Raw genomic sequence first — 24,121 nt, 5'->3', positions numbered from 1 at the left:
GGGCTACTTCCTGGCGACGATCTCGCCGTGTGGGATACCGCACCAGCCATCGGGGTCGCCGGCCCACTGCAGCCATGCGGCTTGCATCATCCGAAGGTCGGCGAGGTCGGCCGCGCCCACCTCGATGGCGTGTGCCGCGAAGTCGGACTCGATCACCCGCTCGGCCCAGGATTGCCCCCACCACTCGCGTTCGACATCCGAGGCGAAGCACCAAAGGGATGCCGAACTCGCCACGTCGGTGAACCCGGCCTTGCGCGCCCAGGCTTTGAGAGCGCGCCCGGCGTCGGGGTCGCCGCCGTTCCAGTACTGCACGTCGCGGAAGGCGCTCTCCCACAGCTGCAGGCCCTGAAGCTTCGGGTAGTACATCACTCCCCCGGAATCGACGTCGCGGGCGGCGAGGATTCCGCCCGGTCTCAGCACGCGCCGGAACTCCCGCAGCGCGGCGACGGGGTTGGCGAGGTGCTGGAGCACCTGGTGCGCGTGCACGATGTCGAAGCTCGCGTCGGCGAAGCCGAGCGCGTAGGCGTCACCCACCCGGAACGACACGTTCCGCACCCCCTCATCGAAGGCCAGCCCGGCTGCGCGCAGCACAATCTGCTCCGACGCATCGATGCCGGTGACCTGACCGGGATACAGCCGGCGTGCCAGGTCGACCGTGACCGTGCCCGAACCGCAGCCCACGTCGAGCAGGGTCAGCCCGGCATCCAGGTGTGGGATCAGGTAGGCCGCCGAGTTGGCCACCGTGCGCCAGGTATGCGAGCGCAGCACGCTCTCGTGATGCCCGTGCGTGTACTGCTCCCGGGGCGCGGTCTCGGGGCGTGCCGGCTCGTCGATCATGAACCGATCCTAGGCGTGCGGGGGAATACTCCGACAGACGAAATGTGGATGTGACAGGGTGAAGAAATGAACCCCTTCGCCAGCATCAGCACGCTTCCGTTCGAGCTGCCCCCGTTCGCGCTGATTGCGGAGGAGCACTACCGGCCGGCGTTCCTGGACGGTATGTCCGAGCAGTTGGCCGAGATTGCGGCGATCTGCGCGAGCGCGGATGCCCCCACCTTCGACAACACGATGGTTCCGCTCGAGCGCAGCGGACCGTTGCTGACCCGGGTGGCCGAGGTGTTCTTCAACCGGAGTTCGTCGGACTCCAGCGACTTCACCAACGCCCTCGAGGAGGAACTGGCCCCGCTCCTCGCGGCGCACGCGGACGCCATCCGTCTGGACCCTGGCCTGTTCACCCGGATCGCCGCTCTGCAGGAGCAGCGGGACCGGTTGGACCTGGAGCCGGAGGAGCGCTACCTGATCGAGCGGTACTTCACCGAGTTCACGCTCGCGGGCGCGGGCCTCGGCGACGACGACAAGGCCCGGCTGCGTAACTACAATAAGCGGCTCTCCACGGTCACCACCCGGTTCGAGAAGAACCTGCTCGCCGACACCATCGATCTGGCACTCGTGCTCGACGACGTGAGCGAGCTGGATGGCCTCACCCCCGGTCAGATCTCCGCCGCGGCCGAGGCCGCCCACGAGCGCGGCCTGACCGGCCGTTACGTGATCACTCTGGTGCTGGCTACCTCGCACCCCTACTTGGCACAGCTGACGAACCGGGGTGTGCGGGAACGGCTGCTGGCCGCCTCACGGTCCCGGGGCATCCGTGGCGGGCAGTTCGACAACCGCGCCCTCGTGCTGGAGATCTCGCGGCTGCGTGCCGAGCGAGCCCGGCTGCTCGGATTCGACAGCCACGCGGCCGGCGTGACCGCGGACCAGACGGCGAAGACCCCGGAGGCGGTCGCCGACATGCTCGGGCGCCTCGCGCCGGCGGCAGCCCGGAATGCGCGCGTCGAGCAGGCCGACCTGCAGGAGCAGATCGATGCGGACGGCGGGGACTTCGAGCTCGCCGCCTGGGACTGGGCCTTCTACACGGAGAGGGTGCGGCGAGCCCGCTACGACGTGGACACCGCGGCCATGCGCCCCTACTTCGAGTTCGAACGGGTGCTGCAGGACGGCGTGTTCTACGCGGCCAATCGGCTCTACGGCGTCACCTTCACCGAGCGACCCGACCTCGTCGCCTGGCACCCCGGCGCGCGTGTGTTCGAGGTCGCCGAGGCCGACGGCTCGCCCGTGGGCCTGTACATCATCGACGTCTACACCCGCGACTCCAAGCGGGGCGGCGCCTGGATGAACGCCCTGGGCTCCCAGTCGACGCTTATAGGTACCCCCACGATCGTCTGCAACAACCTGAACGTTCCCCGGCCGGCGACGGGCGAGCCCACCCTGCTCAGTTTCGACGAGGTCGTCACCCTGTTCCACGAGTTCGGGCACGCCCTGCACGGCCTGTTCGCGCGGGTCACCTACCCGAAATTCGCCGGCACCAATGTGTACCGCGACTTTGTGGAGTTCCCCAGCCAGGTCAACGAGATGTGGATGCTGTGGCCCGACGTGCTCGCGAACTATGCTCGTCACCACGAGACCGGGGAGCCCATGCCCCAGGACCTCGTCGACCGCATCCACGCCTCGTCCACCTTCAACGAGGGCTTCTCCACCAGCGAGTACCTTGCGGCGGCCCTGCTCGACCAGGCCTGGCACCGCATCGAAGCCGACGACAGGGTGACGGATGTCGCCGCGTTCGAGGCATCCGCCCTCGCCGCCGTGGGGCTCGACAATCCTGCCGTGCCGACCCGCTATTCCAGCACCTACTTCGCGCACACCTTCGCCGGCGGCTACGACGCCGGCTACTACTCCTACATCTGGAGTGAGGTGCTGGACGCCGACACCGGCGAGTGGTTCGCAGAGAACGGCGGGCTCACCCGGGCCAACGGAGACCGTTTCCGGTCGCGGCTGCTGAGCGTGGGCGGCAGCACAGACCCGCTCGCCGCCTACCGCCATTTCCGCGGTCGTGACGCCGACATTCAGCCGCTGCTCGACCGTCGCGGCCTGAACTAGCACCGTCCGGCACTGCCCGGCCCTGCCCGGCCCTGCCCGGCCCTGCCCGGCGCCCTAACGCCCCGCCCCTGAACCAATTCGACGGAGATTTTACGGAAACCGGCCGCATTCGGCCCGTGTGGGCCCGATTTCGGCAAAATCTCCGTCGAATTCGTTAGGGGGCAGCGACGGCAGTTGGGTGAGAGCGCCCGGAGGGCATCCAGCCGAGCCAGAGCATGACCACGCCGCCGATGACCAGCCCCCGAACGCGGAGCCGATGCCCAACACCGAAACGCCCGACGCGGTGACCAGGACGAGGCAGGCCGCCCCGGAGGCAGCCGTGGCGATCCACCGCTTCGGGCCGTCAGGATGCGCGTCGGGGCCGGCCATCGGCGCGGTCGTGATTGCCGTCAGGGTGATGCCGAGCGCACCGACGACCGATCCGACCGCGTTCGCCAGACCGGAGCCGACCAGATCGCGCAGGGCGGAGGCTGGTAGCCGAACGTCGATGATCGCGGCCACGACCATGGTCGCCGGCACCATCCACGCGCGCGCCGGCTTGAACTCGGCGAGCCAGACCAGAACAACCGGCACCGCGAGCAGCGGCTGCTGCACAGCTGCCGTCACCGGGGCCGGGCAGATCGGGAACAGGATGCCGGCAAGCATCGCACTGGCGATCGGCTTCGGTATACAGCACGCCGTCGATGCCGACCAGCAGGCAGGGCGCCAACAGCACGGGTGCCGTCTGCGAATCGGTCGCGCCCACGGCCTGCAGCCCGGCGATGACGAGCACGAATGAACCCGCGAATCCGGTGACCGCCGCAACGACGCCGACGAAGGCGGGCTGGTACACGGCGGCCCCCGGGCCCAGTTCGGTCGGGTGCCGAAGCGGGGTGAGGCCGGACGCTGAACCTAGGCGGACTTGTCGACGCGGCGGGCCTTGTGCAGCACGATCGTGGGCTCGGCGTTATCGAGCACGGCGGCCCGGGTGACCACGACGCGCGCCACCTCGGAGCTCGACGGCACCTCGAACATGATCGGTCCGAGCACTTCTTCCATGATCGCTCGCAGGCCACGCGCACCGGTCTTGCGCAGGACCGCGAGGTCGGCGATGGCCTCCAACGCCGGCTGTTCGAACTCGAGCTCGACGCCGTCGAGCTGGAACATGCGCTGGTACTGCCGCACGAGGGCGTTCTTCGGGACGGTCAAAATCTGCATCAGGGCCACCTGGTCGAGCTGGGTGACGGTGGTGACCACGGGCAGACGGCCGATGAACTCGGGGATCAGGCCGAATTTGTGCAGGTCTTCCGGGAGCACCTCACTGAACAGGTTGACGTCGTCACCCTTGCTGTGAAGCGGAGCGCCGAACCCGATGCCCTTCTTGCCGGCCCGGGTCGAAATGATGTCATCCAGGCCCGCGAACGCGCCGGCCACGATGAACAGCACATTCGTGGTGTCGATCTGAATGAATTCCTGGTGCGGATGCTTGCGCCCACCCTGCGGCGGAACCGAGGCCACAGTGCCCTCGAGAATCTTCAACAGGGCCTGCTGCACACCCTCGCCGGACACGTCGCGGGTGATCGAGGGATTCTCGGCCTTGCGCGCGATCTTGTCGATCTCGTCGATGTAGATGATGCCGGTCTCGGCGCGCTTGACGTCGTAGTCGGCGGCCTGGATCAACTTGAGGAGGATGTTCTCCACGTCTTCACCGACATAGCCGGCCTCGGTGAGAGCCGTCGCATCCGCCACGGCGAATGGAACGTTGAGGCGTTTTGCCAGCGTCTGGGCGAGGTAGGTCTTTCCGCAGCCGGTAGGGCCGATCAACAGAATATTGGACTTGGCGATTTCCACGTCGTCGTGGATGGCGTCGGCGGCGGTGAGGGTGGCGCGGGAGCGTACGCGCTTGTAATGGTTGTAGACGGCAACGGCGAGGGCGCGCTTTGCGGCTTCCTGCCCGATGACGTATTCCTCGAGGAAGCCGAAGATCTCCTTCGGCTTGGGCAATTCGAATTCGCCGGCACCGTCTTCAGCGGTGGCTTCGGCCAAACGCTCCTCGATGATCTCGTTGCACAACTCGACGCACTCGTCGCAGATGTAGACACCGGGGCCCGCAATGAGCTGCTGCACCTGCTTCTGGCTCTTTCCGCAGAAAGAGCATTTCAACAAGTCAGCGCTTTCGCCTATTCGGGCCATCCGTCAGCCTCCTCCATTGACAACTGCATCGAGCCTAGCCTGTGCCTGTGCGGCACGGGTGCAGGCTGACCGCATCTGTCGAATAACGTTCAGGCACCGTTCTGCCCGAACTCTCCGATATGCGAAACGCGACGGATGCCCGGCTCCGTTGAGCCGGACATCCGTCGCGTTCACGGTTTCGCTCTTCTACTTGACGAGCGTGGGCACGTTTTTGCGGCTGGTCAGGATCTGGTCGATCAGGCCGTACTCGAGGGCCTCGGCCGAGCCGAGGATCTTGTCGCGGTCGATATCCTTGTGAACCTGCTCCGCGCTGCGGTTGGAGTGGTGAGCGATGGTGAATTCGAGCCACTCCCGCATCCGCTGAATCTCAGCTGCCTGGATCTCGATGTCGGAGGCCTGACCTCCGCCCTGTCCGCCGGCCGAGGGCTGGTGGATGAGGATGCGGGCGTTGGGAAGGGCGAGGCGCTTCCCGGGTGTGCCGCCGGCAAGCAGCACGGCCGCAGCGGATGCTGCCTGGCCGAGGCAGACCGTCTGGATGTGCGGACGAATGTACTGCATCGTGTCGTAGATCGCCGTCATCGCGGTGAAGGAGCCACCCGGTGAGTTGATGTACATCACGATGTCCCGGTCCGGGTCCTGGCTCTCGAGCACCAGGAGCTGGGCCATGACGTCATCGGCGGACGCGTCGTCCACCTGCACGCCGAGAAAGATGATGCGGTCCTCGAAGAGCTTCGCGTAGGGGTCCTGGCGCTTGTAGCCGTAGGCCGTGCGCTCTTCAAACGTGGGAAGGATGTATCGGGCCTCGGGAGCCTGCGAAGCGCGGCCCCCGGCCTGGTGACCAAAATTCGTGAATTCCATGTCGTCTCGCCCGTCCTACTTCTTGTTCACTGAGTCGTCGGTGCCGCCGCCGCCGACCACTTCCGACGCGGAGCCGCGCAGGTGGTCGACAAAACCATAGGCCACGGCCTCGTGAGCGGTGAACCAGTTGTCGCGGTCGTTGTCAATGAGGATCTGCTCGACCGACTTGCCGGTCTGCTCTGCCGTGAGTTCGGCCATCCGCTTCTTCATATCCAGGATGACCTTCGCCTGCGTCTGGATGTCGGCGGCCGTGCCACCGAATCCGCCGGACGGCTGGTGCAACAGGACCCGGGCGTTGGGTGTGATGTACCGCTTGCCCTTGGTTCCAGAGGACAACAGGAACTGCCCCATCGAGGCAGCGAGTCCGATGCCGACGGTGACGATGTCGTTCGGAACGAACCTCATCGTGTCGTAGATGGCCATGCCCGCCGTGATTGAGCCGCCGGGCGAGTTGATGTACAGGAAGATATCCCGCTCCGAGTCCTCTGCGGCCAGCAGCAGGATTTTGGCACAAATCTCGTTGGCGTTCTCATCCCGGACCTCTGAACCCAGCCAGATGATGCGGTCTTTCAGCAGTCGGTCAAAAACGCCCGGTGTAGGTGTCATATCGGCCATGTCGCGCTCCGTTTCACTTGTCGCTTCAGATTGAATCTATAGGAGCCAACGCTCCGGAACGGCTGTGTTCGCCCTCGGCAGATAACGCGCCGCCCACGCATCAGTCGCTCCGAACCAATTCGACGGAGATTCTGCTCTCCTGGCCCCGAAAACCGTGCATAACGGCCCTTAACCCGAAAATCTCCGTCGAATTGGTCCAGGGCGGGAGAGCTGAGGGCAAGGGACGAGAGCGGGGGCGGCAGGGCAGAAACGCGGAACGGGTCGGATGTCTGTGACATCCGACCCGAACGCCCGCGTGAGCGGTCGTCGTGCTACTTCTTGGCGGCGGCCTTCTTCTTCGCCGCGGTGGCCTTGGCCTTGGCTGCCTTCGCTGCCGTGGCCTTGGCGGCCTTGATGGCCTCGACCTCGGCGTCGACCTCGGCCTCGACCTCGGCGGCGTCGGAGTCGTCCTCCTCGATCTCCTCTTCCTCGTCCTCGCCGGACGCCTCGTCGGCGACCGCGACGAACTCGGACAGGTCGACGGCGTTACCGTTGGAGTCGACGACCTCGGCCTTGCCCAGCGCGATGGCGAGGGCCTTGTTGCGGGCAACCTCGGCCACCATCGACGGGATCTGACCGTTGCCGCTCAGCGCCTGGACGAATTCGCTCGGGTCCATGCCGTACTGGGCTGCGCCCTGGATCAGGTACTGAGTGAGCTCGTCCTGGCTGACCTGGACCTTCTCGGCCTCGGCGATGGTGTCGAGCAGGATCTGCTGACGGAAGGTCTTCTCGCTGGCCTCGGTGACCTCGGCGCGGTGCTCGGCGTCTTCGAGGCGGTTCTCGCCCTCGAGGTGGCGACGCACCTCGTCCTCGATGATCGCGGTCGGAATCGGAACCTCGACCGACTCGAGCAGCTGCTCGACGAGCTTCTCGCGGGCCTGGGTGCCTTGGCCGAAGACCTTGGAGCGCTCGACCTGGCCCTTGAGGCTCTCGGTCAGTTCGGCGATGGTGTCGAACTCGCTGGCGATCTGCGCGAAGTCGTCGTCGGCGGTGGGAAGCTCGCGCTCCTTGACGGCGCCGACGGTGACGGTGATCTCGGCGGTCTCGCCCTCGTGGTCCCCACCCATGAGGTTGGAATTGAAGGTGGTGGTCTCACCGGCGCTGAGAGAGTCGAGCGCCTCGTCGATGCCGTCGATGAGGTCGCCGGATCCGACCTCGTAGGAGATGCCGGTGGCGTTGTCGACCTCGACGCTGTTGATGGCGGCGATCAGGTCGATCTGCACGAAGTCGCCCGTGGTGGCGGGACGATCGACGGTGACGAGAGTGCCGAAGCGGCTGCGCAGGTTGTCGAGTTCCTCGGTGACCTCTGCATCGGACACCTCGACGGCGTCGACGGTGAGCTTCAGCCCGGAGTAGTTCGGCAGGTCGATCTCGGGGCGCACGTCGACCTCGATGGCCAGTTCCAGGTCTCCGGAGAAGTCCTTGTCGCTGGGCCAGGCGACGATGTCTGCCTCGGGGCGGCCCAGGGGGCGCAGCTTGTGCTCGGTCACGGCCGAGCGGTAGAAACCGTCGAGGCTCTCGTTGACCGCATGCTCGAGCACGGCGGACTTGCCGACACGCTGGTCGATGATGGCCGGCGGGACCTTGCCCTTGCGGAAGCCGGGGATGTTGATGTCCTCGGCGATGTGGCCGTAGGCGTGGGTGATGCTGGGCTTCAGCTCCTCGGGAGCCACCGAGATGGTGACCTTCGCGCGAGTGGGGCTCAGTTGTTCTACCGTGGACTTCACGTGGCAATCTCCTGTGTTCGACCGATGTATTTAGGGGGTGTTGGTCGGGGCGACAGGATTCGAACCTGCGACCTCTCGGCCCCAAACCGAGCGCTCTACCAAGCTGAGCTACGCCCCGGACAATTTCTCAACCCGGTGATGGCATCCGCTTGGCGCGCAGAGTTCGCGCAATTCGCGGAATGACCTCACTAAGTCTACTGCACGGTCCGGATGCCGCGGGTCGAGGCGTGCAGCTGGCGACCGTCGACGTGTACTACGCTTAGTGAGTGCGCGGGGGACTGCGCCCGGGGGATGTAGCTCAATGGTAGAGCCTCAGTTTTCCAAACTGATGGCGCGGGTTCGATTCCCGTCATCCCCTCCACACAACATCCTGGACGGATCGTCTCACACGGCTCAGTCGAGTCCGAGCCCGTTCAGCGTCGTGCGCAACGTCGCCGCCGAGTGCTCGAACAGCTCCTGCTCCTTCTCGCTGAAGGGAACCTCGATCACGCGCGAGACGCCCTCGGCGTTGATCACGCTCGGCACCGACAGCGCCACGTCGCTGACGCCCCGGTAGTCGGTGAGCACCGAGCTGACCGGAAGCACGGCGCCCTCGTCGCGCAGCACGGCCTCGACGATCCGGGCGCCCGAAAGCCCGATCGCGTAGTTCGTGGCGCCCTTGCCGGCGATGACCGTATACGCCGCGGTCTTCACGCTCTCGGTGATCGCGTCGAATTCCGCCTCCGAGAACGGCACCAGACCCTTAGGCGAGATGTCGTCCTGCACCCACTCGGCCAGGGAGATCGGGCCAATCCGGGCCTGGGACCAGAGCGGGAACTCCGAGTCGCCGTGCTCTCCGACGATCACGGCGTGCACATTGGCGATCGCGACGCCGACCCGGTGCGCGAGCATCCAGCGCAGCCGGGAGGAGTCGAGCACCGTGCCCGACCCGAAGACGCGCGTGGCCGGCAGCCCGCTGAACTGGCGGGCAGCATAGGCAAGCACGTCGCAGGGGTTGGTGACGAGCATATAGACGGCGTCCGGGGCTCGCTCGACCAGCTGGGGCATCAGCTCCCGCAGGATCCCGACATTGACGCCGGCCATCTCGAGCCGGGACTGACCGGGGTGCTGTCTGGCCCCGGCCGTGATCACGACCATGTTCGCCCCCGCGATGGCGTCGAGGTCGCTGCCGCCGGCCACGCAGGAAGCACCCGTGAACTGGGTGCCGTGGGCCAGGTCGAGAACCTCGGCCTCCACCTTGGGCCCGTTGATGTCGTAGAGCACGACTTCCCGCGCGGACTGCCGGATCAGTGCGGCGTAGGCCAGGGACGACCCGACGGCCCCGGCTCCGATGATGGCCAGCTTGGAATTCGCGATCTCGCTCATAAGCTCATTCTGCACCCCTGACCGGGCCGGATCCGAGTATCCGGATATCCGTGGCTGAGTCAGTGCCGCAGGTAGGTGAGCACGGCCAGCACCCGGCGGTGGTCGGAGCCCGAGTCGTCGAGGCCGAGCTTCTGGAAGATCGAGGTGACGTTCTTCTCGACCGCGCCGACGCCGATCACGAGCTTCGCGGCGATGCCGGCGTTGGTGCGCCCCTCCGCCATCAGCCCGAGCACGTCACGCTCACGCGGGGTGAGGGCCGCGACCGGGTCGGTGCGGCGGGCCAGCAACTCGCGCACGACCTGCGGGTCGAGCACGGTGCCGCCCGCGCTGATCCGGGTCACGGCGTCCCGCAGCTCGTCGAGCGACGCCACCCGGTCCTTGAGCAGGTAGCCCAGTCCCCCGTTGCCGGCGGCGAGAAGTTCATGCGCGTAGGTGCCCTCCACATACTGGCTGAGCAGCAGGATGCCCACCGACGGCAACCTGCGGCGCAGTTCCAGCGCGGCGCGCACGCCCTCGTCCCGGAAGGTGGGCGGCATCCGCACATCCAGCACGGCGATGTCGGGCCGCAGCGCGTCTACCTCGGCCAGGAGGGAATCCGCGTCGCCGTAGGACGCGACGGTCACAAACCCGGCCTCGTCGAACAGGCGGATCAGACCTTCTCTGAGCAGCACCGAGTCCTCGGCCAGCACGAGCCGCAGGGGTGGGGCGGAGGGAGCGGCGAGAATGGCTGAAGCGAGGTCGGTCATCCGTTCAGGATACGGCGACCGCTCGCGCCGGCCGGGCCGCGGGCAGTGGGATGTGTGCCCCGATCGCGGTCGGGCCACCCTCGGGGCTCCGCACCGACAACACCCCGCGAAGGCCGTGCAGGCGTTCGTCGAGTCCTTGCAGGCCGTGGGCATCGGTCAGCCGGGCCCCGCCGATGCCGTCGTCGATCACCCAGATGTCGAGCCAGATGACGCCGGCGGCCCCCGTGCTGGCAGGGCTGCCGGTGCTCCCATCGTCGGGGACGGCGCGCAGGGCCAGGTGCAGACGGATGTCCGTGGCCCGCGAGTGCTTGGCGGCGTTGGTGAGCAACTCCGCGCCGACGAAATACGCGCTCCGCTCGATTTCGCTGGGCAGCCGCAGCGCCGGGTCGACCTGCAGCTCGAGCCGCACAGGGATGGTGCTACGGGCGGCCAGGGACTCGAGGCCGGCGAGGAGACCGCGGTCCTGCAGGAGGGGCGGCACCAGACCGCGGGACAGCGCCCGCAGCTCCTCGAGGGTGTCGTGAGCCTGCTCCCGGGCCTCCACGATCAGGGTGCGCGCGGCATCCGGGTCGGTATCGAGCTTGCGCTCGGCGCTGGCGAGGTCCATCTGCAGGCGCACCAGGCGCTGCTGCGGACCATCGTGGATGTCCCGTTCCAGGCGTCGCAGGGACTGGTCTTCCGCGGCGACGGCCGCCCCGCGCGACGCGCTGAGGTCGGCGACCTCACGCTGCAGGGCCTCGGACCGCCAGGCGCCCAGCATGCCGCGGGCCGCGAACTGGTGCAGCCGGGTGAACGCGTGGGTGATGTACGGCAGGGTCAGCAGAAAGAGGATGCCCAGGACGAGCTGGAGGAGGCTTTCGGCCAGGAGCGGGTCGATCGGGAGCGTGGTGCCCGGCAGAATCCAGTTCAGGATGATCGCGTGCAGGTCGTCGTTCCGGTCCTCGGGGAGGAAGCGGCCCCAGATCCAGTAGCTGACGCCGCCGAGGCCCACCGACAGCCAGACTACGGTGACGATCCAGCTGACAAGCCCGACCACGAAGTTCACGACCATGCCGTGCAGCAGGTAGAGCCAGTAGTGCCCGTTGACGAGCGGGCCGAGCAGGGCGCGGAGGGTGGTGGCCGGCTCCCCCGGCGTCGCCCACCGCGGCGGGGTGATGGCAGGCTGGCCGGCCCAGCGCAGGCGGGCGAGTTCGACCAGACCGATGCCGCGGGCGAGGTAGAGGGACGCCACGACGACGACGATCCCAACGACGGCGGCGAGCAGGCCGATGCCGGTGAAGAATACGGTGCTCAGAACGGTGAGGGCGATCACGACCACCGGCAGGGTCAGCAGTAGAAAGAGCAGCTCCTGCGGCACGCGCCGCCAGAGCGCGCGATAGCCGGCGCGTGCGGGGGTTTCGGTCGGTGCGGTCATGGTGTCCTCCAGTAAGTCTGTCGGTACTCAGCCTGATCGCCGGGTCGAGTAGACGACATCCCGCTGCCAACCGGATCTCGCCGGGGGTAACCCCCCAGGTCAGAGGGTGGTGTGGGTGAAGCGGCCGGCGAGCAGGGTGGCGGCCACGGGCATCCGTCGCAGGTCGGGCACTGAGGCGACGAACGGGTCGATCTCGCACACCGCGAGGTCGGCGACGTCTCCCGCCAGAACGCGGTGCCGGCCGCGCGCGGACGCGGCGAGCGCGGCCTGCCGGGAGATGGCTTGCTCGGCGTGCCAGGGTTCGCGGCTGCCGCGAGTGCGCCCGACGGCGGCGGCGATGCTCACCCACGGGTCCAGCGGAGCGACCGGGGCGTCGGACCCGAGCGCGAGCGTGACCCCGGCGTTCAGCAGGCTCTTCAGCACGAAGGCCCGGTCGGTGCGTCCCACCCAGTAGCGGTCGGCGACGTCCCGGTCGTCGAGGGCGTGCTCGGGCTGCACGCTCGCTACCACGCCGAGCCGGGCGAAACGGGCGACGTCCTCCCTCGTGAGCAGCTGCGCGTGCTCGATGCTGCCGGCGCAGCCGAGCTGCTCGAAGGCGTCGAGGGCCAGCGCGTTGGCCCGGTCGCCGATGGCGTGCACGGCGGGGCGGATGCCCGCGGCCACGGCCCGGCCCAGGTGCGCGAGCAGCTCCTCCGGCGGCACGGTGAGCATCCCGCGTGACCCGGGCTGGCCCTCCAGGCCGGGGTACTCGTCGACGCAGTACGCGGTGCGGGTGTTCAGCGAGCCGTCGGTGATCACCTTGCAGGATCCCACCGTGAGCAGCCCGCCGGTGCCGTCGATGCCGGCCCCACTCCGCAGACCGAGTGCGATGGCGCGCTCCAAATGCTGGGTGTAGATACCGAACTCCACCCGCAGCGAGTCGGTGCCGCCCTGGATGCGCCGCAGCCAGGTGGCGAGGTTCCAGTCCATCTCCATGTCGACGATGCCCACGACCCCGCGAGCCGCCGCGGCCCGGGCCGCGCTGTCGGCCCAGCCGTCCATCACGACATCGGGCACCTCGGCGAGCGTGCGCACCACGGCGAAGCAGTCCTCCTCACGGAGCAGCCCGGTCGGGTGCTCCGTATGGCCGTGGCGGGCGAGCGCGGCCGAGTTCAGCCAGCATGAGTGTAGGTCACCGCTGATCAACACGGTCGGAACGGTGCCGGCGGCGGCGTCCAGCAGGGGCCGGCTCGGGGCATCCGGCCACAGAGCGTCGCGAAACCCGAACCCGACCAGGGTCTCCCCCCTCGAAACGCCGGGCACCCGTTCGGCCACCAGGTCGGCCGCGGCGGCGGCACTGTCGGTGCCGGACAGATCCAGCCGCTGATTCGTCTGCGCCCACTGGCTGAAGTGCACGTGGTTGTCCCAGAGGCCCGGAAGCAGCCAGCGTTCTTCCAGATCGACCGAACGGATGCCCGCAGCCGACTGACTCAGATACCCGAGCCGGCGCACCCGGCCGTCGACGATCAGCGTGTCGACGATCTCGTCGCTTCCCGGCAGCCGGCCGTTCCGCAAGACGAGCGGAGGGGCCGACGCTGTTGCCGGAGCGGGCGTGGACACGCTCACCGGTCGACCCCGTGCACCCGGCGCATTTCGGCTGCCAGGCCCGGGCTCGCATAGGGACCGTCTCCCTCGAGTTCACCCAGAATGCGCGCCACGGTCTCGGCCGGCTTGTTCTGGCTGAGCTTGCACTTGGCGGTGAGGCGGTTCACCCTGAGCCGGAAGCCGACCGTACCGGCCGCAATACGGGCGGCGTAGGCGGCGTTGGCCTCGGTGCCGGACAGGCGACGCGGTTCAGGCATCCGCTCCTCGAAGTGGTCGACCAGGCGGTCCAGCACCCGCAGGTTCTCCTCGTCGCTGAGTAGTTCGGGTGTGCCGTTCAGGTGCGCGGCGACGAAGTTCCAGGTGGGAACGGCGGGCGCCGCGTCGTACCAGCCGGGCGAGATGTAGCCGTGGGGTCCCTGGATGATCACCAGCAGCTCGTGCCGGCCGAGTTCGTGCAGAGCCTCGTCGGGGCGTCCGACGTGGCTGACCAGCACGATTCCGTCGGTCTCGTCGGCCTCCTCGTCGAGCAGTACCGGGTAGTGCGAGGCCACCAGACCGGACTCGGTGTGGCTGATCAGCGTGGCCCATGGGTTCTCCCGGATGAGACGGCGGATCTCGGCCGGGTCGCCCTGCTCAAAAATGGGGTTGTGTCTCATCGGTGTCCCGTTCTGGTCGTGGGTTCAGATCAGGTGAAGCAGATCAGGGCGAGCAGGTCAGGCCTGGCATTTCGGGCACCAGTAGAGCTTGCGTGCGGCCATCTCCTCAACGGTGATGTGGGTGCCGCAGACCCGGCAGGGCAGCCCCTCGCGCTTGTACACCCAGTGCCGGTCGGCCCGTCGCCTCAGGGCTCGCCCATAAGCCGCGTCGCCGAGGCCGTCCATGGTCATCATCTGCCCGGTCGACACGCCGATCTTCAGCAGGTGCGCCCAGTCTCGCCAGAGCGCACGGGACTGCTCGTCGCTGAGCGACTTGCCCGGCGCATACGGGTTCAGGCGCGCACGGAAGAGCAACTCGGCCCGGTAGACGTTGCCGATGCCGCTGACCACCAACTGGTCCATCAAAAGGCGCCCGATCGGGGTGGGCTTCTTCCGCACCACCGTGACGAAGCGGTCCTCGGCGGCGCGGCTGTCGTCGAGCATCGGGTCCGGCCCGAGACGGTCCATCGCCACGTGCACCTCCTGAGAGTCGAGCACCACGCAAGCCGTGGGCCCGCGCAGGTCCGCAACGACGTCGTCGGCCAGCAGACGCACCCGCACCTGGCCGATGGGTGCGGGCGGGAAGCCGTCGGGCTCGACGCTGACCTTCTCGTCTTCCGCCATCCGCAGCCGGGTCAGCCGGGGCGCGCCGATGCTCTGCAGCGAGTCCTCCCCCGCCAGGCCCTGCATGACGTCACCCGCGTCGCGCCTGACGGTCCGGCGCCTGCGACCCTTGATGGCGGCGTCCGTACCGTGCGCTTGGATGTCCCCGGCAAAGTCCCAGGCGCCGTAGAGCCCCAGGTGCACGCGCAGCCAGAGCCCGTTGTCGAATTCGAGGAACATCTGCTTGCCGACGGCACGGGCATCCGTCATGATGTGGCCGTCGAGCATCGCCGCGCCGTCCACGAAGCGGCCCTGCGGCGACGACAGTCGGATGCTTTTACCCACGAAGTTGCGGGCGAACTGGCGCGCAATGCGGTGGACGGAATGACCCTCAGGCACGGCTAGTCGGCGAGACGCGTGCCGTTGATGGTGCAGTGCGCCTCGTACTCCGCCAGCTGCAGGATGCGGCGGCAGTGGCGTTCGTCGCCGGGGAACGGCTCCGAGATAAAGGCGTCGATGAAGTCGATGGCGTCCTCGATGCTGTGCTGCCTGGCACCGATGGAGATGACGTTCGCGTCGTTGTGCTCGCGGGCGAGCCTGGCGGTACTGAGGCTCCAGACCAGCGCGGCGCGCACGCCCTTCACCTTGTTAGCGGCCATCTGCTCGCCGTTGCCCGAGCCGCCGAAGACGACGCCGAGCGCGTCGACGCCGACGGACAGGTCGGCGACGACGGCCTCGGCCGCCCGGATGCAGAAACCGGGGTAGTCGTCGAGGGCGTCGTAGACCTCCGGCCCGTGGTCCACGACTTCGTGACCGGCAAGGGCGAGGTGCGTGACCAGCTGGTGGCTGAAGTCGAGGCCGGCGTGGTCAGTGGCGATGTGGATGCGCATGCAACCGATTATATTTACTCGGCTTACTCGGCTGGTACCGTCGCAGCCGCGGCGAAGATCGGCTCGCGGGTGCGGGAGCGCTTCAGCTCGAAGAAACCGTCGTACCCGGCAACGGCCACCACACCGTCCCAAAGCTTGAGCGCCACATCTCCGCTCGGCGCGGGCGAGATGACCGGGCCGAAGAAGGCCACGTCGTTCACGGCGATGACGGGGGTGCCGACATCCTGGCCCACCCGCTCCATGGCGTCGAAGTGGCTGGCGCGCATCTGCACGTCGTAGTGGTCGCTGTCGGCCCACTCCGCGAACGATGCCGGCAGGCCCACCTCGGCGAGCGCGGCGGGAATGACCTCGTCGGGGTTTGTGCTGCCACCGAGGTGGATGCGGGCGCCCAGGGCATCGTAGAGCGCCTTGACCGTTTTCTGGCCGTGCAGTTCCTGTGCGGCAGCAACCAGGCGGGTGTACTTGAGAGCCCGGGGGAAGAACGCGCGGTACTCCTCGGACACGTCCTGGTCCTCGTTCAGGACGGCGAGGCTCATCACCTTCCACTCGACGTCGAAACCGCGCAGGGCGGAGACCTCCTCCACCCAGCGGGAGGTCATCCAGGCCCAGGGGCAGGAGGGGTCGAACCAGAACTTCACAGAGTCAGCCATGGGGCCCAGCCTAGGTGTCTCCCGGCTGGGAAAGCGCCGACGGAGACCGAACGTAAACCCCTGTCCAGAGAGGGTATCCTCGGCAAAATGTCTGGTTGTTGCCCATTTCCGACTAAAATTATTCGTTATGCCCGAAAGCGGGCCCCTTTTTTTCGCAGCAACATGATCTCTACGAGAGAAGTTCCCATGCCCAGAACCAGCTCACTTTCCGGTGCCGACGGCACGGCGGTGAAGACCAAGAATCCGCTCCTGCAGCGCCGCTTGAAGGTGTCGCACGTGAACGTGGTCGATCAGTCAAGGCTGAAGAAAGCCCTCGGCGGAACCATCGTGGGAAACACGATGGAGTGGTACGACGTCGGCGTGTTCGGCTACCTCATCACGACCATGGGTCCGGTGTTCCTGCCCGAGTCCGACCCGACCGTGCAGACCCTGTTCCTGCTCGGCACCTTCGCCGCGACGTTCATCGCCCGTCCGCTGGGTGGTGTGTTCTTCGGCTGGCTCGGGGACAAGATCGGCCGCCAGAAGGTGCTGTCGATGACCCTGATCCTGATGGCGGCATCCACTTTCGCCGTGGGCCTGCTGCCCGGCTACGCCCAGGTGGGCATGCTCGCCGCCGCGCTGCTGGTCTTCACCAAACTCGTGCAGGGCTTCTCCACCGGCGGTGAGTACGCCGGTGCGACCACCTTCGTGAGCGAGCACTCGCCCGACAAGCACCGCGGCTTCTTCGCCAGCCTGCTCGATATGGGCAGCTACCTCGGCTTCGCCATCGGCGCCGCGCTCGTGTCCATCCTGCAGGTCACCCTCGGGCAGCCCGTCATGGAAGACTGGGGTTGGCGCATCCCATTCCTGATCGCCGGACCGCTCGGCCTGATCGCCATCTGGTTCCGTCTGAAGATCGAGGAATCCCCCACCTTCCAGGCCACCCTGGACGCGAAGGAACTGGCCGCGACCGACCCGTCGTTCTCCGACGAGTCCGCCCCGTCCAACAGCCCGGTCAGCATTTTCAAGAACCACTGGCGCGGCATCATCGTCGCCATGATCCTCGTCGCCGCGGCCAACACGCTCGGCTACGCGCTCACCTCATACATGCCGACCTACCTCACCGCCACCAAGGGCTACGACGAGCTGCACGGGACACTGCTCACCATCCCGATCCTCGTTATCATGGCGCTCTGCATCCCTCTGGCCGGCCGCCTGTCCGACAAGATCGGTCGTCGTCCCGTGCTCTGGATGGGTTCGCTCAGCGCCGTAGTGCTCTCCATCCCCGCCTTCATGCTGATCGGCGTCGGCGAGATCTGGACGACGCTGCTCGGCCTGGCTCTGATCGCCCTGCCCGTCACGTTCTACGTCTCCAACCTCGCCTCGGCCCTGCCGGCGCTGTTCCCGACCGAAAGCCGTTACGGTGCCATGGGCATCGCGTACAACTTCTCGGTGGCCATCTTCGGTGGCACGACGCCGTTCATCATCGCGGCGCTGATCGCCACGACCGAGAACGACATGATGCCGGCTTACTACCTGATGGGGACATCCGTCATCGGTGGAATCGCGATCTTCTTCCTGCGCGAGTCTGCCGGGCGTCCGCTGATCGGCTCGATGCCCAGCGTGGACTCGGTCTTCGAGGCCCGCGAACTGGTAGCCACGCAGGATGACAACCCTGCCCTGGACACCGACGAGATGCCGTTCGACGAGACCTATGAGCCGCCGACCTCGTCGATGGATCTCTCATCGCTCGCGACGGAGCCGGAAACCGAGCCGGAGCCGCTGAAGGTCTAGCGACACCCTGCTGCATCGACCGGTGGCCCGGCGTGCGGAGACCCTGGTCTCGGCGCGCCGGGCCACCGGTCTGTGTGCTGTGTGCACCGGGCCGGGCCATCGCGGGGGCCATCGTAGAATTGTTCGATGACCACGACGCCTCCGACCGAGCCCGCTCCCGGGGCCGTGTCCACCCTCAGCATCGACCCTGCCGAGATGGCGATCGCCCTGCGCGTGCTCGCCTCGCTCAGCGAGATCGACCCCGAAGACCCCGATTTCGTCACCGTGCGGCAGGCCACCGCCAAGATGTTCAAGTCCGTCAAGATGGTGCGACGCGGCGAGAAGCGGCAGGCGATTGCGGATGCCGACCGGGAGGTCATCGCCGCGACCGCGACCGGCGCCGCCACCCGCATCGATGACGAGACCATTGGCGCCCAGCTGCGCCTGGGCACCGACCGGGCGTCGGCCGGCGAGTTGCTCGTGCCGCGGGCCTGCTACATCTGTAAGCAGAAGTACACCCTCGTCGACGCCTTCTACCACCAGCTCTGCCCTGCCTGCGCGACGATGAGCCATGAGAAGCGGGATGCCCGCACCGACCTGACCGGCAGGCGCGCCCTACTCACGGGCGGCCGCGCCAAGATCGGCATGTACATCGCCCTGCGCCTGCTGCGCGACGGCGCCCACACCACCATCACCACCCGGTTCCCGCGCGACGCGGTGCGCCGCTTCAGCGCCATGCCGGACTCGGCCGACTGGCTGCACCGTCTCCGCATCGTCGGGATCGACCTGCGCGACCCGGCCCAGGTGATCGGCCTGGCCGACTCCGTCGCCGCGGCCGGGCCGCTGGACATCCTGATCAACAACGCCGCCCAGACCGTGCGCCGCTCCCCCGGCTCCTACTCGATGCTGGTCGAGGCCGAGCAGTCGCCGCTGCCGGAGGGCGTCATCCCGGAGATCGTCACGTTCGGGCACACCAGTGACGCGCACCCGACCGCGCTCGCGGCATCCGTCACCAGCCACCCGATCCTGGCCGCAGCAGCCGGAGCGAGTGGCGCACTCACGGCCGACGACCTGACCGCCCTGGCGCTCGCACCGGGCTCCTCGTCTCTCGCGCGTCTCGCCGCCGGCACCGCGATCGACGCCGGCGGGCTCGTGCCCGACCTGCACTCCCAAAACAGCTGGACCGCGAACGTGGAAGACGTCGACCCGCTGGAGATGCTGGAGGTGCAGCTGTGCAACACCACGGCCCCGTTCCTGCTGGTGAGCCGTCTGCGTGGCTCGCTCGCGGCATCCGACGCCCGCCGCACCTACATTGTGAACGTGTCGGCGATGGAGGGCGTGTTCGGCCGCGGCTACAAGGGGCCCGGCCACCCGCACACGAACATGGCCAAAGCCGCGCTGAACATGCTCACCCGCACGAGCGCGAAGGAAATGCTGTCCGACGGCATCCTGATGACCAGCGTCGACACCGGCTGGATCACCGACGAGCGGCCGCACCCCACCAAGATCCGCCTCGCCGAGGAGGGCTTCCACGCCCCACTCGACCTGGTCGACGGCGCGGCGAGGGTCTACGACCCGATTGTGCGCGGCGAGGGCGGCGAGGACCTCTGCGGCGTCTTCCTCAAGGACTACAAGCCCGGCGCCTGGTAGCCGGGGCAGGTCGTCGGCGGGGTCGGCTTGCGAGTCGGCGGGTCAAGTCGGCGGGGTCGGCCTGCGAGTCGGCGGGTCGAGTCGGCGAGTCGAGTCGGCGAGTCGAGTCGGCGAGTCACGTCGGCGCGCTGGACAGGCAGCAGGACAGCCGGCAGGCCCCTCACCAATTCGACGGAGATTTTGAGGTTTGCGCACCCGGGCGGCCGGTTGCGGCCTGGTTTCGGCAGAATCTCCGTCGAATTGGTTCGGGCGGGCGACATGGTGCGGGCCATTTTGGTGCGGCGAGCGGATGCCGCTGGGTGCCGGCACCGGGATCGCGCCCCGCCGAACCGCACCTCAGTCAGGAGCCGGCGGGGTCCAGACCCAGGGGGTCGTCGTCGTGATGGCCTGAAAGCCCAGCCGCAGCAGGATCGGTTTGCTATCGTCGGAGGCATCCACTTGCAGGTAGCGCACACCGCGTTGGTGCGCGAGCCGCGCGCGGTATGCCACCAGCGCCCGGTAGATGCCGCGGCCCCGCCAGGCGGCCAGGGTCGACCCACCCCAGAGTCCCGCGAAATCAGTGCCGCGGGTGAACTCGAGCCGGCACGAGGAGACGAGCTCGCCGCCGCGCACGCCGCCGGCCTCGGCGACGAACACGAGCACGTCGCCCGGGGCATCACGCACACCGGCCTCCAGCTGGTCGGCCAGCCAGGCGTAGTCCTCGTCCCAGACCTGCGAGTGCAGCGCGGCGATGCGCTCGAAGTCGGCCCGGGTGTCGACCTGCCTGATCGTGACGCCGACCGGCAGCACCGGCACGACGTTCAGGCGTTCGGTCTCGGCGACGACGACCGTCTCCAGCTCCTCGGCCACGAAGCCGGCCGCAAGCAGGCGGTCCGGCAGATCGGCTGGCAGGTCGTGGCCGCGGGTCTTCCACTCGAAGGCCTCGCCGCGGGCAGCGAAGAAATCGCGGTGCTCCGCGATCAGGGCGTCGAGCGCCGCGCCGGTCGCACCCACGTCGCGAGCGGTCTCGACGAGCCCCTGGTGCCGTCCCAAGATCCGCAGAACCGGGCCCGACAGTTCGTAACGGATGCCCGTGGGCCGGTCGGTCGGAACCCAGAGCCGAAGCTGTGCGTCGTAGGCATCACGGAGCGCGTCTCGGGTTGTCATTGTGGATAACCCTAGAGCCGCCCCGAACGAATTCGACGGAGATTTTGCGCGAAACGGCTCCACGGAGGCCTTAATCCGCCCTTTTCCGCAGAATCTCCGTCGAATTGACTCCACGCCCGACACCGGACGCGGGACACCAGACACCGGATGACGGGTGAGCGCACGCGCACGGCCGGGCGACGCCTCCGCTCACCTGCCGGGGCGACGGTCCCTGCTCACCGCCAGTGCAGCGCCCGCCTATGCGGCCGGGGGACTGCGAGGAGTTCGGCATCGGGCGCGAGCACGAAGCCGTTTCAGAGCCGAGAACCGGCGATCGGAGCGGAGGTCACCGGGTCATCCGACACTTTGTGCGCCCACGCCTCTTAGCAGGCGCTCATGCCGCGCGCTCCCACGTCAGCAAACTCACGGTACCGGTCGTCCGTCGCGGCCCACGGGTCGGTGCTTACCCTCGTGCAGACACCATATTCCTTGGCTAGGCTGATTGTCGGTGCGCGGCGCCACAAGCGTCGGCGCGCGTGCAGACCGCGAAACCGAGATGGAGAAACCGTTGCCCGGAGAGAACCTCACCAGGATCGAAGCCCAGGAGCGCGCCGCGCTCATCACCGTTCAGAGCTACGAGGTCACCCTCGACCTCACGACCGGACCGGAAACGTTCGGCAGCGAGACCACGGTGCACTTCACCGCGACGCCCGGCGCGTCCACCTTCATCGACGCGATCACCCGCACCGTGCACTCGGTGACGCTGAACGGCGCCGCGCTCGACCCCTCACTCGTCAGTGACGGCATCCGGATTCAGCTCGACGGCCTAGCCGCCGAGAATACGCTCACCGTCGTCGCCGACGCCGAGTACACGAACACCGGCGAGGGCCTGCACCGCTTCGTCGACCCGGTCGACAACGAGGTCTACCTGTACAGCCAGTTCGAGGTGCCCGACTCCCGCCGCGTCTTCGCCGTGTTCGAGCAGCCCGACCTCAAGGCCACGTTCGCCTTCACCGTCACCGCCCCCGGCGCCTGGGAAGTCATCTCCAACTCCGTCACGCCCGAGCCGACGGATGCCGGCAGCGGCCACAAGACCTGGGCGTTCGCCCCCACCCACACCATCTCCAGCTACATCACTGCCCTCGTCGCCGGCCCTTACGCAGTCGTGCGCAGCGAGCTGACCTCCAACGACGCCCGCGTCATCCCGCTCGGGCTCTTCTGCCGTAAAAGCCTGTTCGAGTTCCTCGACGCGGATTACCTGTTCGAGAAGACCCGCCAGGGTTTCGCATACTTCGAGGGCAAGTTCAACTACCCGTACCCGTTCGACAAGTACGACCAGATGTTCGTGCCGGAATTCAACGCGGGCGCCATGGAGAACGCCGGCGCGGTCACCTTCACGGAGACGTACGTGTTCCGGTCCAAGGTCACTGACGCCATCAAGGAACGCCGCGTCGTCACCGTGCTGCACGAACTGGCGCACATGTGGTTCGGCGACCTCGTCACCATGAAGTGGTGGAACGACCTGTGGCTGAACGAGTCGTTCGCCGAGTGGGCGTCGACCATGGCAACCGCCGAGGCCACCGAGTGGACCGAAGCGTGGACCACCTTCGCCGTGATGGAGAAGAGCTGGGCCTACAAGCAGGACCAGCTGCCCTCCACCCACCCGATCACCGCCACGATCAACGACCTCGAAGACGTGCAGGTCAACTTCGATGGCATCACCTACGCCAAGGGCGGCTCCGTGCTCAAGCAGCTCGTGGCCTGGGTCGGCCGCGATGAATTCTTCGCCGGCGTCGCCGCGTACTTCCAGAAGCACCAGTGGGGCAACACCGAGCTGACCGACCTGATGGCCCTGCTCGAAGCCTCCAGCGGCCGCGATCTCACCGAGTGGACGAAGCTGTGGCTCGAGACCGCGGGCGTGAACACGCTGCGTCCCGAGATCGTCGTGGACAAGTCCGGCGCCATCAACGGCTTCACGGTGCTGCAGACCGCCGCGGCCGACTACCCCACCATCCGCCCGCACCGCCTCGCCATCGGCTTTTACGACCGGGTGGACGGCGCCCTGGTGCGCACTCACCGGATCGAGATCGACGTCGACGGCGAGCAGACGGATGTCCCGTCACTGCTCGGCCGCCAACAACCCGACCTCGTTCTGCTCAATGACGATGACCTGGCCTACGCCAAGATCCGCCTCGACCCGGAATCGCAGGAGGTGGCCCTCGAGAACCTCTCCGCGATCGAGAGCCCCCTCGCCCGCGCCATCATCTGGGGCGCGGTCTGGGACGCCACCCGCGACGCCGAGACCTCGGCGCGCGACTTCATCACGCTTGTGCTCGGCAACGTCGCGACGGAATCCGAGTCCACCACGCTGCGCACCGTGCTCGGCCAGGTTGTGCTCGCCGCCTCGTACTACGTCGCCGAGGAATTCCGTACGAGTACAGTCAAGGAGGTCGGTGACGCGCTCTGGTCCCTCGCCCGCCACGCCGACGCCGGCAGCGACGAGCAGTTCCAGTTCGTGAAGTTCTTCGCCGCCATCGCGACCACCGACAGCCAGCTGGCATCCGTTGCCGCGCTGCGTGGTGGCACGGCGCCGCTCGACGGCCTCGAGATCGACACCGACCTCTCCTGGGAGCTGCTCATCGCCCTCGTAGCCGGCGGCAAGGCCGACGCGGTCGAGATCGACGCAGCACTGGCCGCGGACAACACCGCGACCGGCGCCCAGTCGGCCGCGCAGGCCCGCGCCGCCATCCCCACCCTGGAGGGCAAGCAGGCCGCCTGGTCGTCTCTGATCGACGTGGACACCGCGCCGAACACCATCGTGCGGGTCACGGCAGCCGGTTTCCTGCGGGCCAACGACACCACGTTGCTGGAGCCGTTCGTCGAGCAGTACTTCGCCATGTTGCAGCCGGTTTGGGCCGCCCGCAGCTTCTCCATCGCGGAAAAACTGGTGCTCGGCCTATACCCGGCGCCGCTGGCTGACCGGGCGCTCGTCACCGCGACGCGAAAGTGGCTCGACGCCAACCCGGAGCCGCTCGCGCTGCGTCGCCTGGTGATCGAGAACCTGGCCGGGGTCGAACGCGCCCTCGCCGCCCAGGCGCGCGACGCGGAATAGCCGCGCCGAGGCATCCGCCCGCCCGCGCCGTTCGTGCCCCACGCCGCATCCGCCCTCGCCCCCGTCCCCACCCCCGCTCTCGCTCTCGCTCCCACCCTCGCCCTCGCCCTCGCCCCTAATAAATTCGACGGAGATTCTGCTCCCCGAGCCGCACAAAACCGGTTCAGCTCGTCACCTGGGTAGAAAT

At 67.8% G+C, this 24,121-nt stretch carries 19 protein-coding genes and 2 tRNA genes; 5 read left to right on the top strand and 16 right to left on the bottom strand.

Features of this window, described 5'->3' with window-relative positions; translation table 11 throughout:
- Nucleotides 1–3: 3 nt before the first annotated feature.
- On the bottom strand, nucleotides 4–837 hold the full coding sequence (locus CXY79_RS15290; RefSeq protein ID WP_104103367.1) for a class I SAM-dependent methyltransferase: 834 nt from the start codon (nucleotides 835–837) through the stop codon (nucleotides 4–6).
- A 66-nt stretch (nucleotides 838–903) separates the two neighbouring features.
- On the opposite strand from CXY79_RS15290, the gene CXY79_RS15285 reads away from it, so the two are divergent.
- Nucleotides 904–2,937, top strand: a complete 2,034-nt coding sequence (locus tag CXY79_RS15285) for a M3 family metallopeptidase (RefSeq protein ID WP_104103364.1) — start codon at nucleotides 904–906, stop codon at nucleotides 2,935–2,937.
- 90 nt (nucleotides 2,938–3,027) lie between these two features.
- Here CXY79_RS15285 and CXY79_RS15280 read toward each other — a convergent pair whose 3' ends face one another.
- The 6 genes from CXY79_RS15280 to CXY79_RS15255 form a co-directional block, all read right to left on the bottom strand.
- Nucleotides 3,028–3,741, bottom strand: a complete 714-nt coding sequence (locus tag CXY79_RS15280) for a benzoate/H(+) symporter BenE family transporter (RefSeq protein WP_255409046.1) — start codon at nucleotides 3,739–3,741, stop codon at nucleotides 3,028–3,030.
- A gap of 87 nt (nucleotides 3,742–3,828) precedes the next feature.
- Nucleotides 3,829–5,109: an ATP-dependent Clp protease ATP-binding subunit ClpX gene (gene clpX, locus CXY79_RS15275; protein WP_104103359.1), complete on the bottom strand. Its 1,281-nt coding sequence runs from the start codon at nucleotides 5,107–5,109 to the stop codon at nucleotides 3,829–3,831.
- A 186-nt stretch (nucleotides 5,110–5,295) separates the two neighbouring features.
- Nucleotides 5,296–5,967 carry an ATP-dependent Clp protease proteolytic subunit gene (locus CXY79_RS15270; RefSeq protein ID WP_104103356.1) on the bottom strand — a complete coding sequence of 224 codons (672 nt, stop codon included), beginning with the start codon at nucleotides 5,965–5,967 and terminating at the stop codon, nucleotides 5,296–5,298.
- 15 nt (nucleotides 5,968–5,982) lie between these two features.
- The gene (locus tag CXY79_RS15265; protein ID WP_104103353.1) at nucleotides 5,983–6,582 is read right to left on the bottom strand and encodes an ATP-dependent Clp protease proteolytic subunit; all 600 of its coding nucleotides are present in this window, start codon (nucleotides 6,580–6,582) and stop codon (nucleotides 5,983–5,985) included.
- A gap of 311 nt (nucleotides 6,583–6,893) precedes the next feature.
- Nucleotides 6,894–8,348 carry a trigger factor gene (gene tig / locus CXY79_RS15260; RefSeq protein ID WP_104103351.1) on the bottom strand — a complete coding sequence of 485 codons (1,455 nt, stop codon included), beginning with the start codon at nucleotides 8,346–8,348 and terminating at the stop codon, nucleotides 6,894–6,896.
- 41 nt (nucleotides 8,349–8,389) lie between these two features.
- Nucleotides 8,390–8,466: transfer RNA gene (locus CXY79_RS15255), tRNA-Pro, on the bottom strand.
- 169 nt (nucleotides 8,467–8,635) lie between these two features.
- Between CXY79_RS15255 and CXY79_RS15250 the strand changes: the two genes are divergently transcribed.
- Nucleotides 8,636–8,709: transfer RNA gene (locus CXY79_RS15250), tRNA-Gly, on the top strand.
- Nucleotides 8,710–8,741: 32 nt separating this feature from the next.
- Here CXY79_RS15250 and CXY79_RS15245 read toward each other — a convergent pair.
- The 8 genes from CXY79_RS15245 to CXY79_RS15210 form a co-directional block, all read right to left on the bottom strand.
- The gene (locus CXY79_RS15245) at nucleotides 8,742–9,713 is read right to left on the bottom strand and encodes an L-lactate dehydrogenase (protein WP_104103349.1); all 972 of its coding nucleotides are present in this window, start codon (nucleotides 9,711–9,713) and stop codon (nucleotides 8,742–8,744) included.
- Nucleotides 9,714–9,772: 59 nt separating this feature from the next.
- On the bottom strand, nucleotides 9,773–10,459 hold the full coding sequence (locus CXY79_RS15240; RefSeq protein WP_104103347.1) for a response regulator transcription factor: 687 nt from the start codon (nucleotides 10,457–10,459) through the stop codon (nucleotides 9,773–9,775).
- A 4-nt stretch (nucleotides 10,460–10,463) separates the two neighbouring features.
- The gene (locus CXY79_RS15235; protein WP_104103344.1) at nucleotides 10,464–11,873 is read right to left on the bottom strand and encodes a sensor domain-containing protein; all 1,410 of its coding nucleotides are present in this window, start codon (nucleotides 11,871–11,873) and stop codon (nucleotides 10,464–10,466) included.
- A 99-nt stretch (nucleotides 11,874–11,972) separates the two neighbouring features.
- Complete coding sequence (locus CXY79_RS15230; protein WP_233191542.1) at nucleotides 11,973–13,478, bottom strand: amidohydrolase; 1,506 nt, start codon at nucleotides 13,476–13,478, stop codon at nucleotides 11,973–11,975.
- On the bottom strand, nucleotides 13,475–14,113 hold the full coding sequence (locus CXY79_RS15225; RefSeq protein ID WP_104103338.1) for an FMN-binding negative transcriptional regulator: 639 nt from the start codon (nucleotides 14,111–14,113) through the stop codon (nucleotides 13,475–13,477). The genes CXY79_RS15230 and CXY79_RS15225 overlap by 4 nt, the downstream gene beginning before the upstream one ends.
- Nucleotides 14,114–14,170: 57 nt before the next feature.
- On the bottom strand, nucleotides 14,171–15,154 hold the full coding sequence (locus tag CXY79_RS15220) for an Fpg/Nei family DNA glycosylase (RefSeq protein WP_104103336.1): 984 nt from the start codon (nucleotides 15,152–15,154) through the stop codon (nucleotides 14,171–14,173).
- Between the two features lie 2 nt (nucleotides 15,155–15,156).
- On the bottom strand, nucleotides 15,157–15,645 hold the full coding sequence (locus tag CXY79_RS15215; protein WP_104103334.1) for a ribose-5-phosphate isomerase: 489 nt from the start codon (nucleotides 15,643–15,645) through the stop codon (nucleotides 15,157–15,159).
- A 23-nt stretch (nucleotides 15,646–15,668) separates the two neighbouring features.
- Nucleotides 15,669–16,295: a DsbA family protein gene (locus CXY79_RS15210; protein ID WP_104103332.1), complete on the bottom strand. Its 627-nt coding sequence runs from the start codon at nucleotides 16,293–16,295 to the stop codon at nucleotides 15,669–15,671.
- A 186-nt stretch (nucleotides 16,296–16,481) separates the two neighbouring features.
- Here CXY79_RS15210 and CXY79_RS15205 point away from each other — a divergent pair, with 186 nt between their 5' ends.
- Both CXY79_RS15205 and CXY79_RS15200 read left to right on the top strand, forming a co-directional pair.
- Nucleotides 16,482–18,068: an MFS transporter gene (locus CXY79_RS15205; RefSeq protein WP_233191541.1), complete on the top strand. Its 1,587-nt coding sequence runs from the start codon at nucleotides 16,482–16,484 to the stop codon at nucleotides 18,066–18,068.
- Nucleotides 18,069–18,194: 126 nt separating this feature from the next.
- Complete coding sequence (locus CXY79_RS15200; protein WP_104103326.1) at nucleotides 18,195–19,697, top strand: SDR family NAD(P)-dependent oxidoreductase; 1,503 nt, start codon at nucleotides 18,195–18,197, stop codon at nucleotides 19,695–19,697.
- Between the two features lie 336 nt (nucleotides 19,698–20,033).
- Here CXY79_RS15200 and CXY79_RS15195 read toward each other — a convergent pair whose 3' ends face one another.
- Nucleotides 20,034–20,843 (bottom strand): GNAT family N-acetyltransferase, encoded by an 810-nt coding sequence (locus CXY79_RS15195; protein ID WP_104103324.1) that lies wholly within the window; start codon nucleotides 20,841–20,843, stop codon nucleotides 20,034–20,036.
- Between the two features lie 547 nt (nucleotides 20,844–21,390).
- Between CXY79_RS15195 and pepN the strand changes: the two genes are divergently transcribed.
- Nucleotides 21,391–23,934, top strand: a complete 2,544-nt coding sequence (gene pepN / locus CXY79_RS15190; RefSeq protein ID WP_104103565.1) for an aminopeptidase N — start codon at nucleotides 21,391–21,393, stop codon at nucleotides 23,932–23,934.
- Nucleotides 23,935–24,121: the final 187 nt, after the last annotated feature.

This window comes from Cryobacterium sp. M96 (genome assembly GCF_002929845.1).
Taxonomy (GTDB): domain Bacteria; phylum Actinomycetota; class Actinomycetes; order Actinomycetales; family Microbacteriaceae; genus Cryobacterium; species Cryobacterium sandaracinum.
This window is presented reverse-complemented; position numbering and strand designations above follow the sequence as displayed.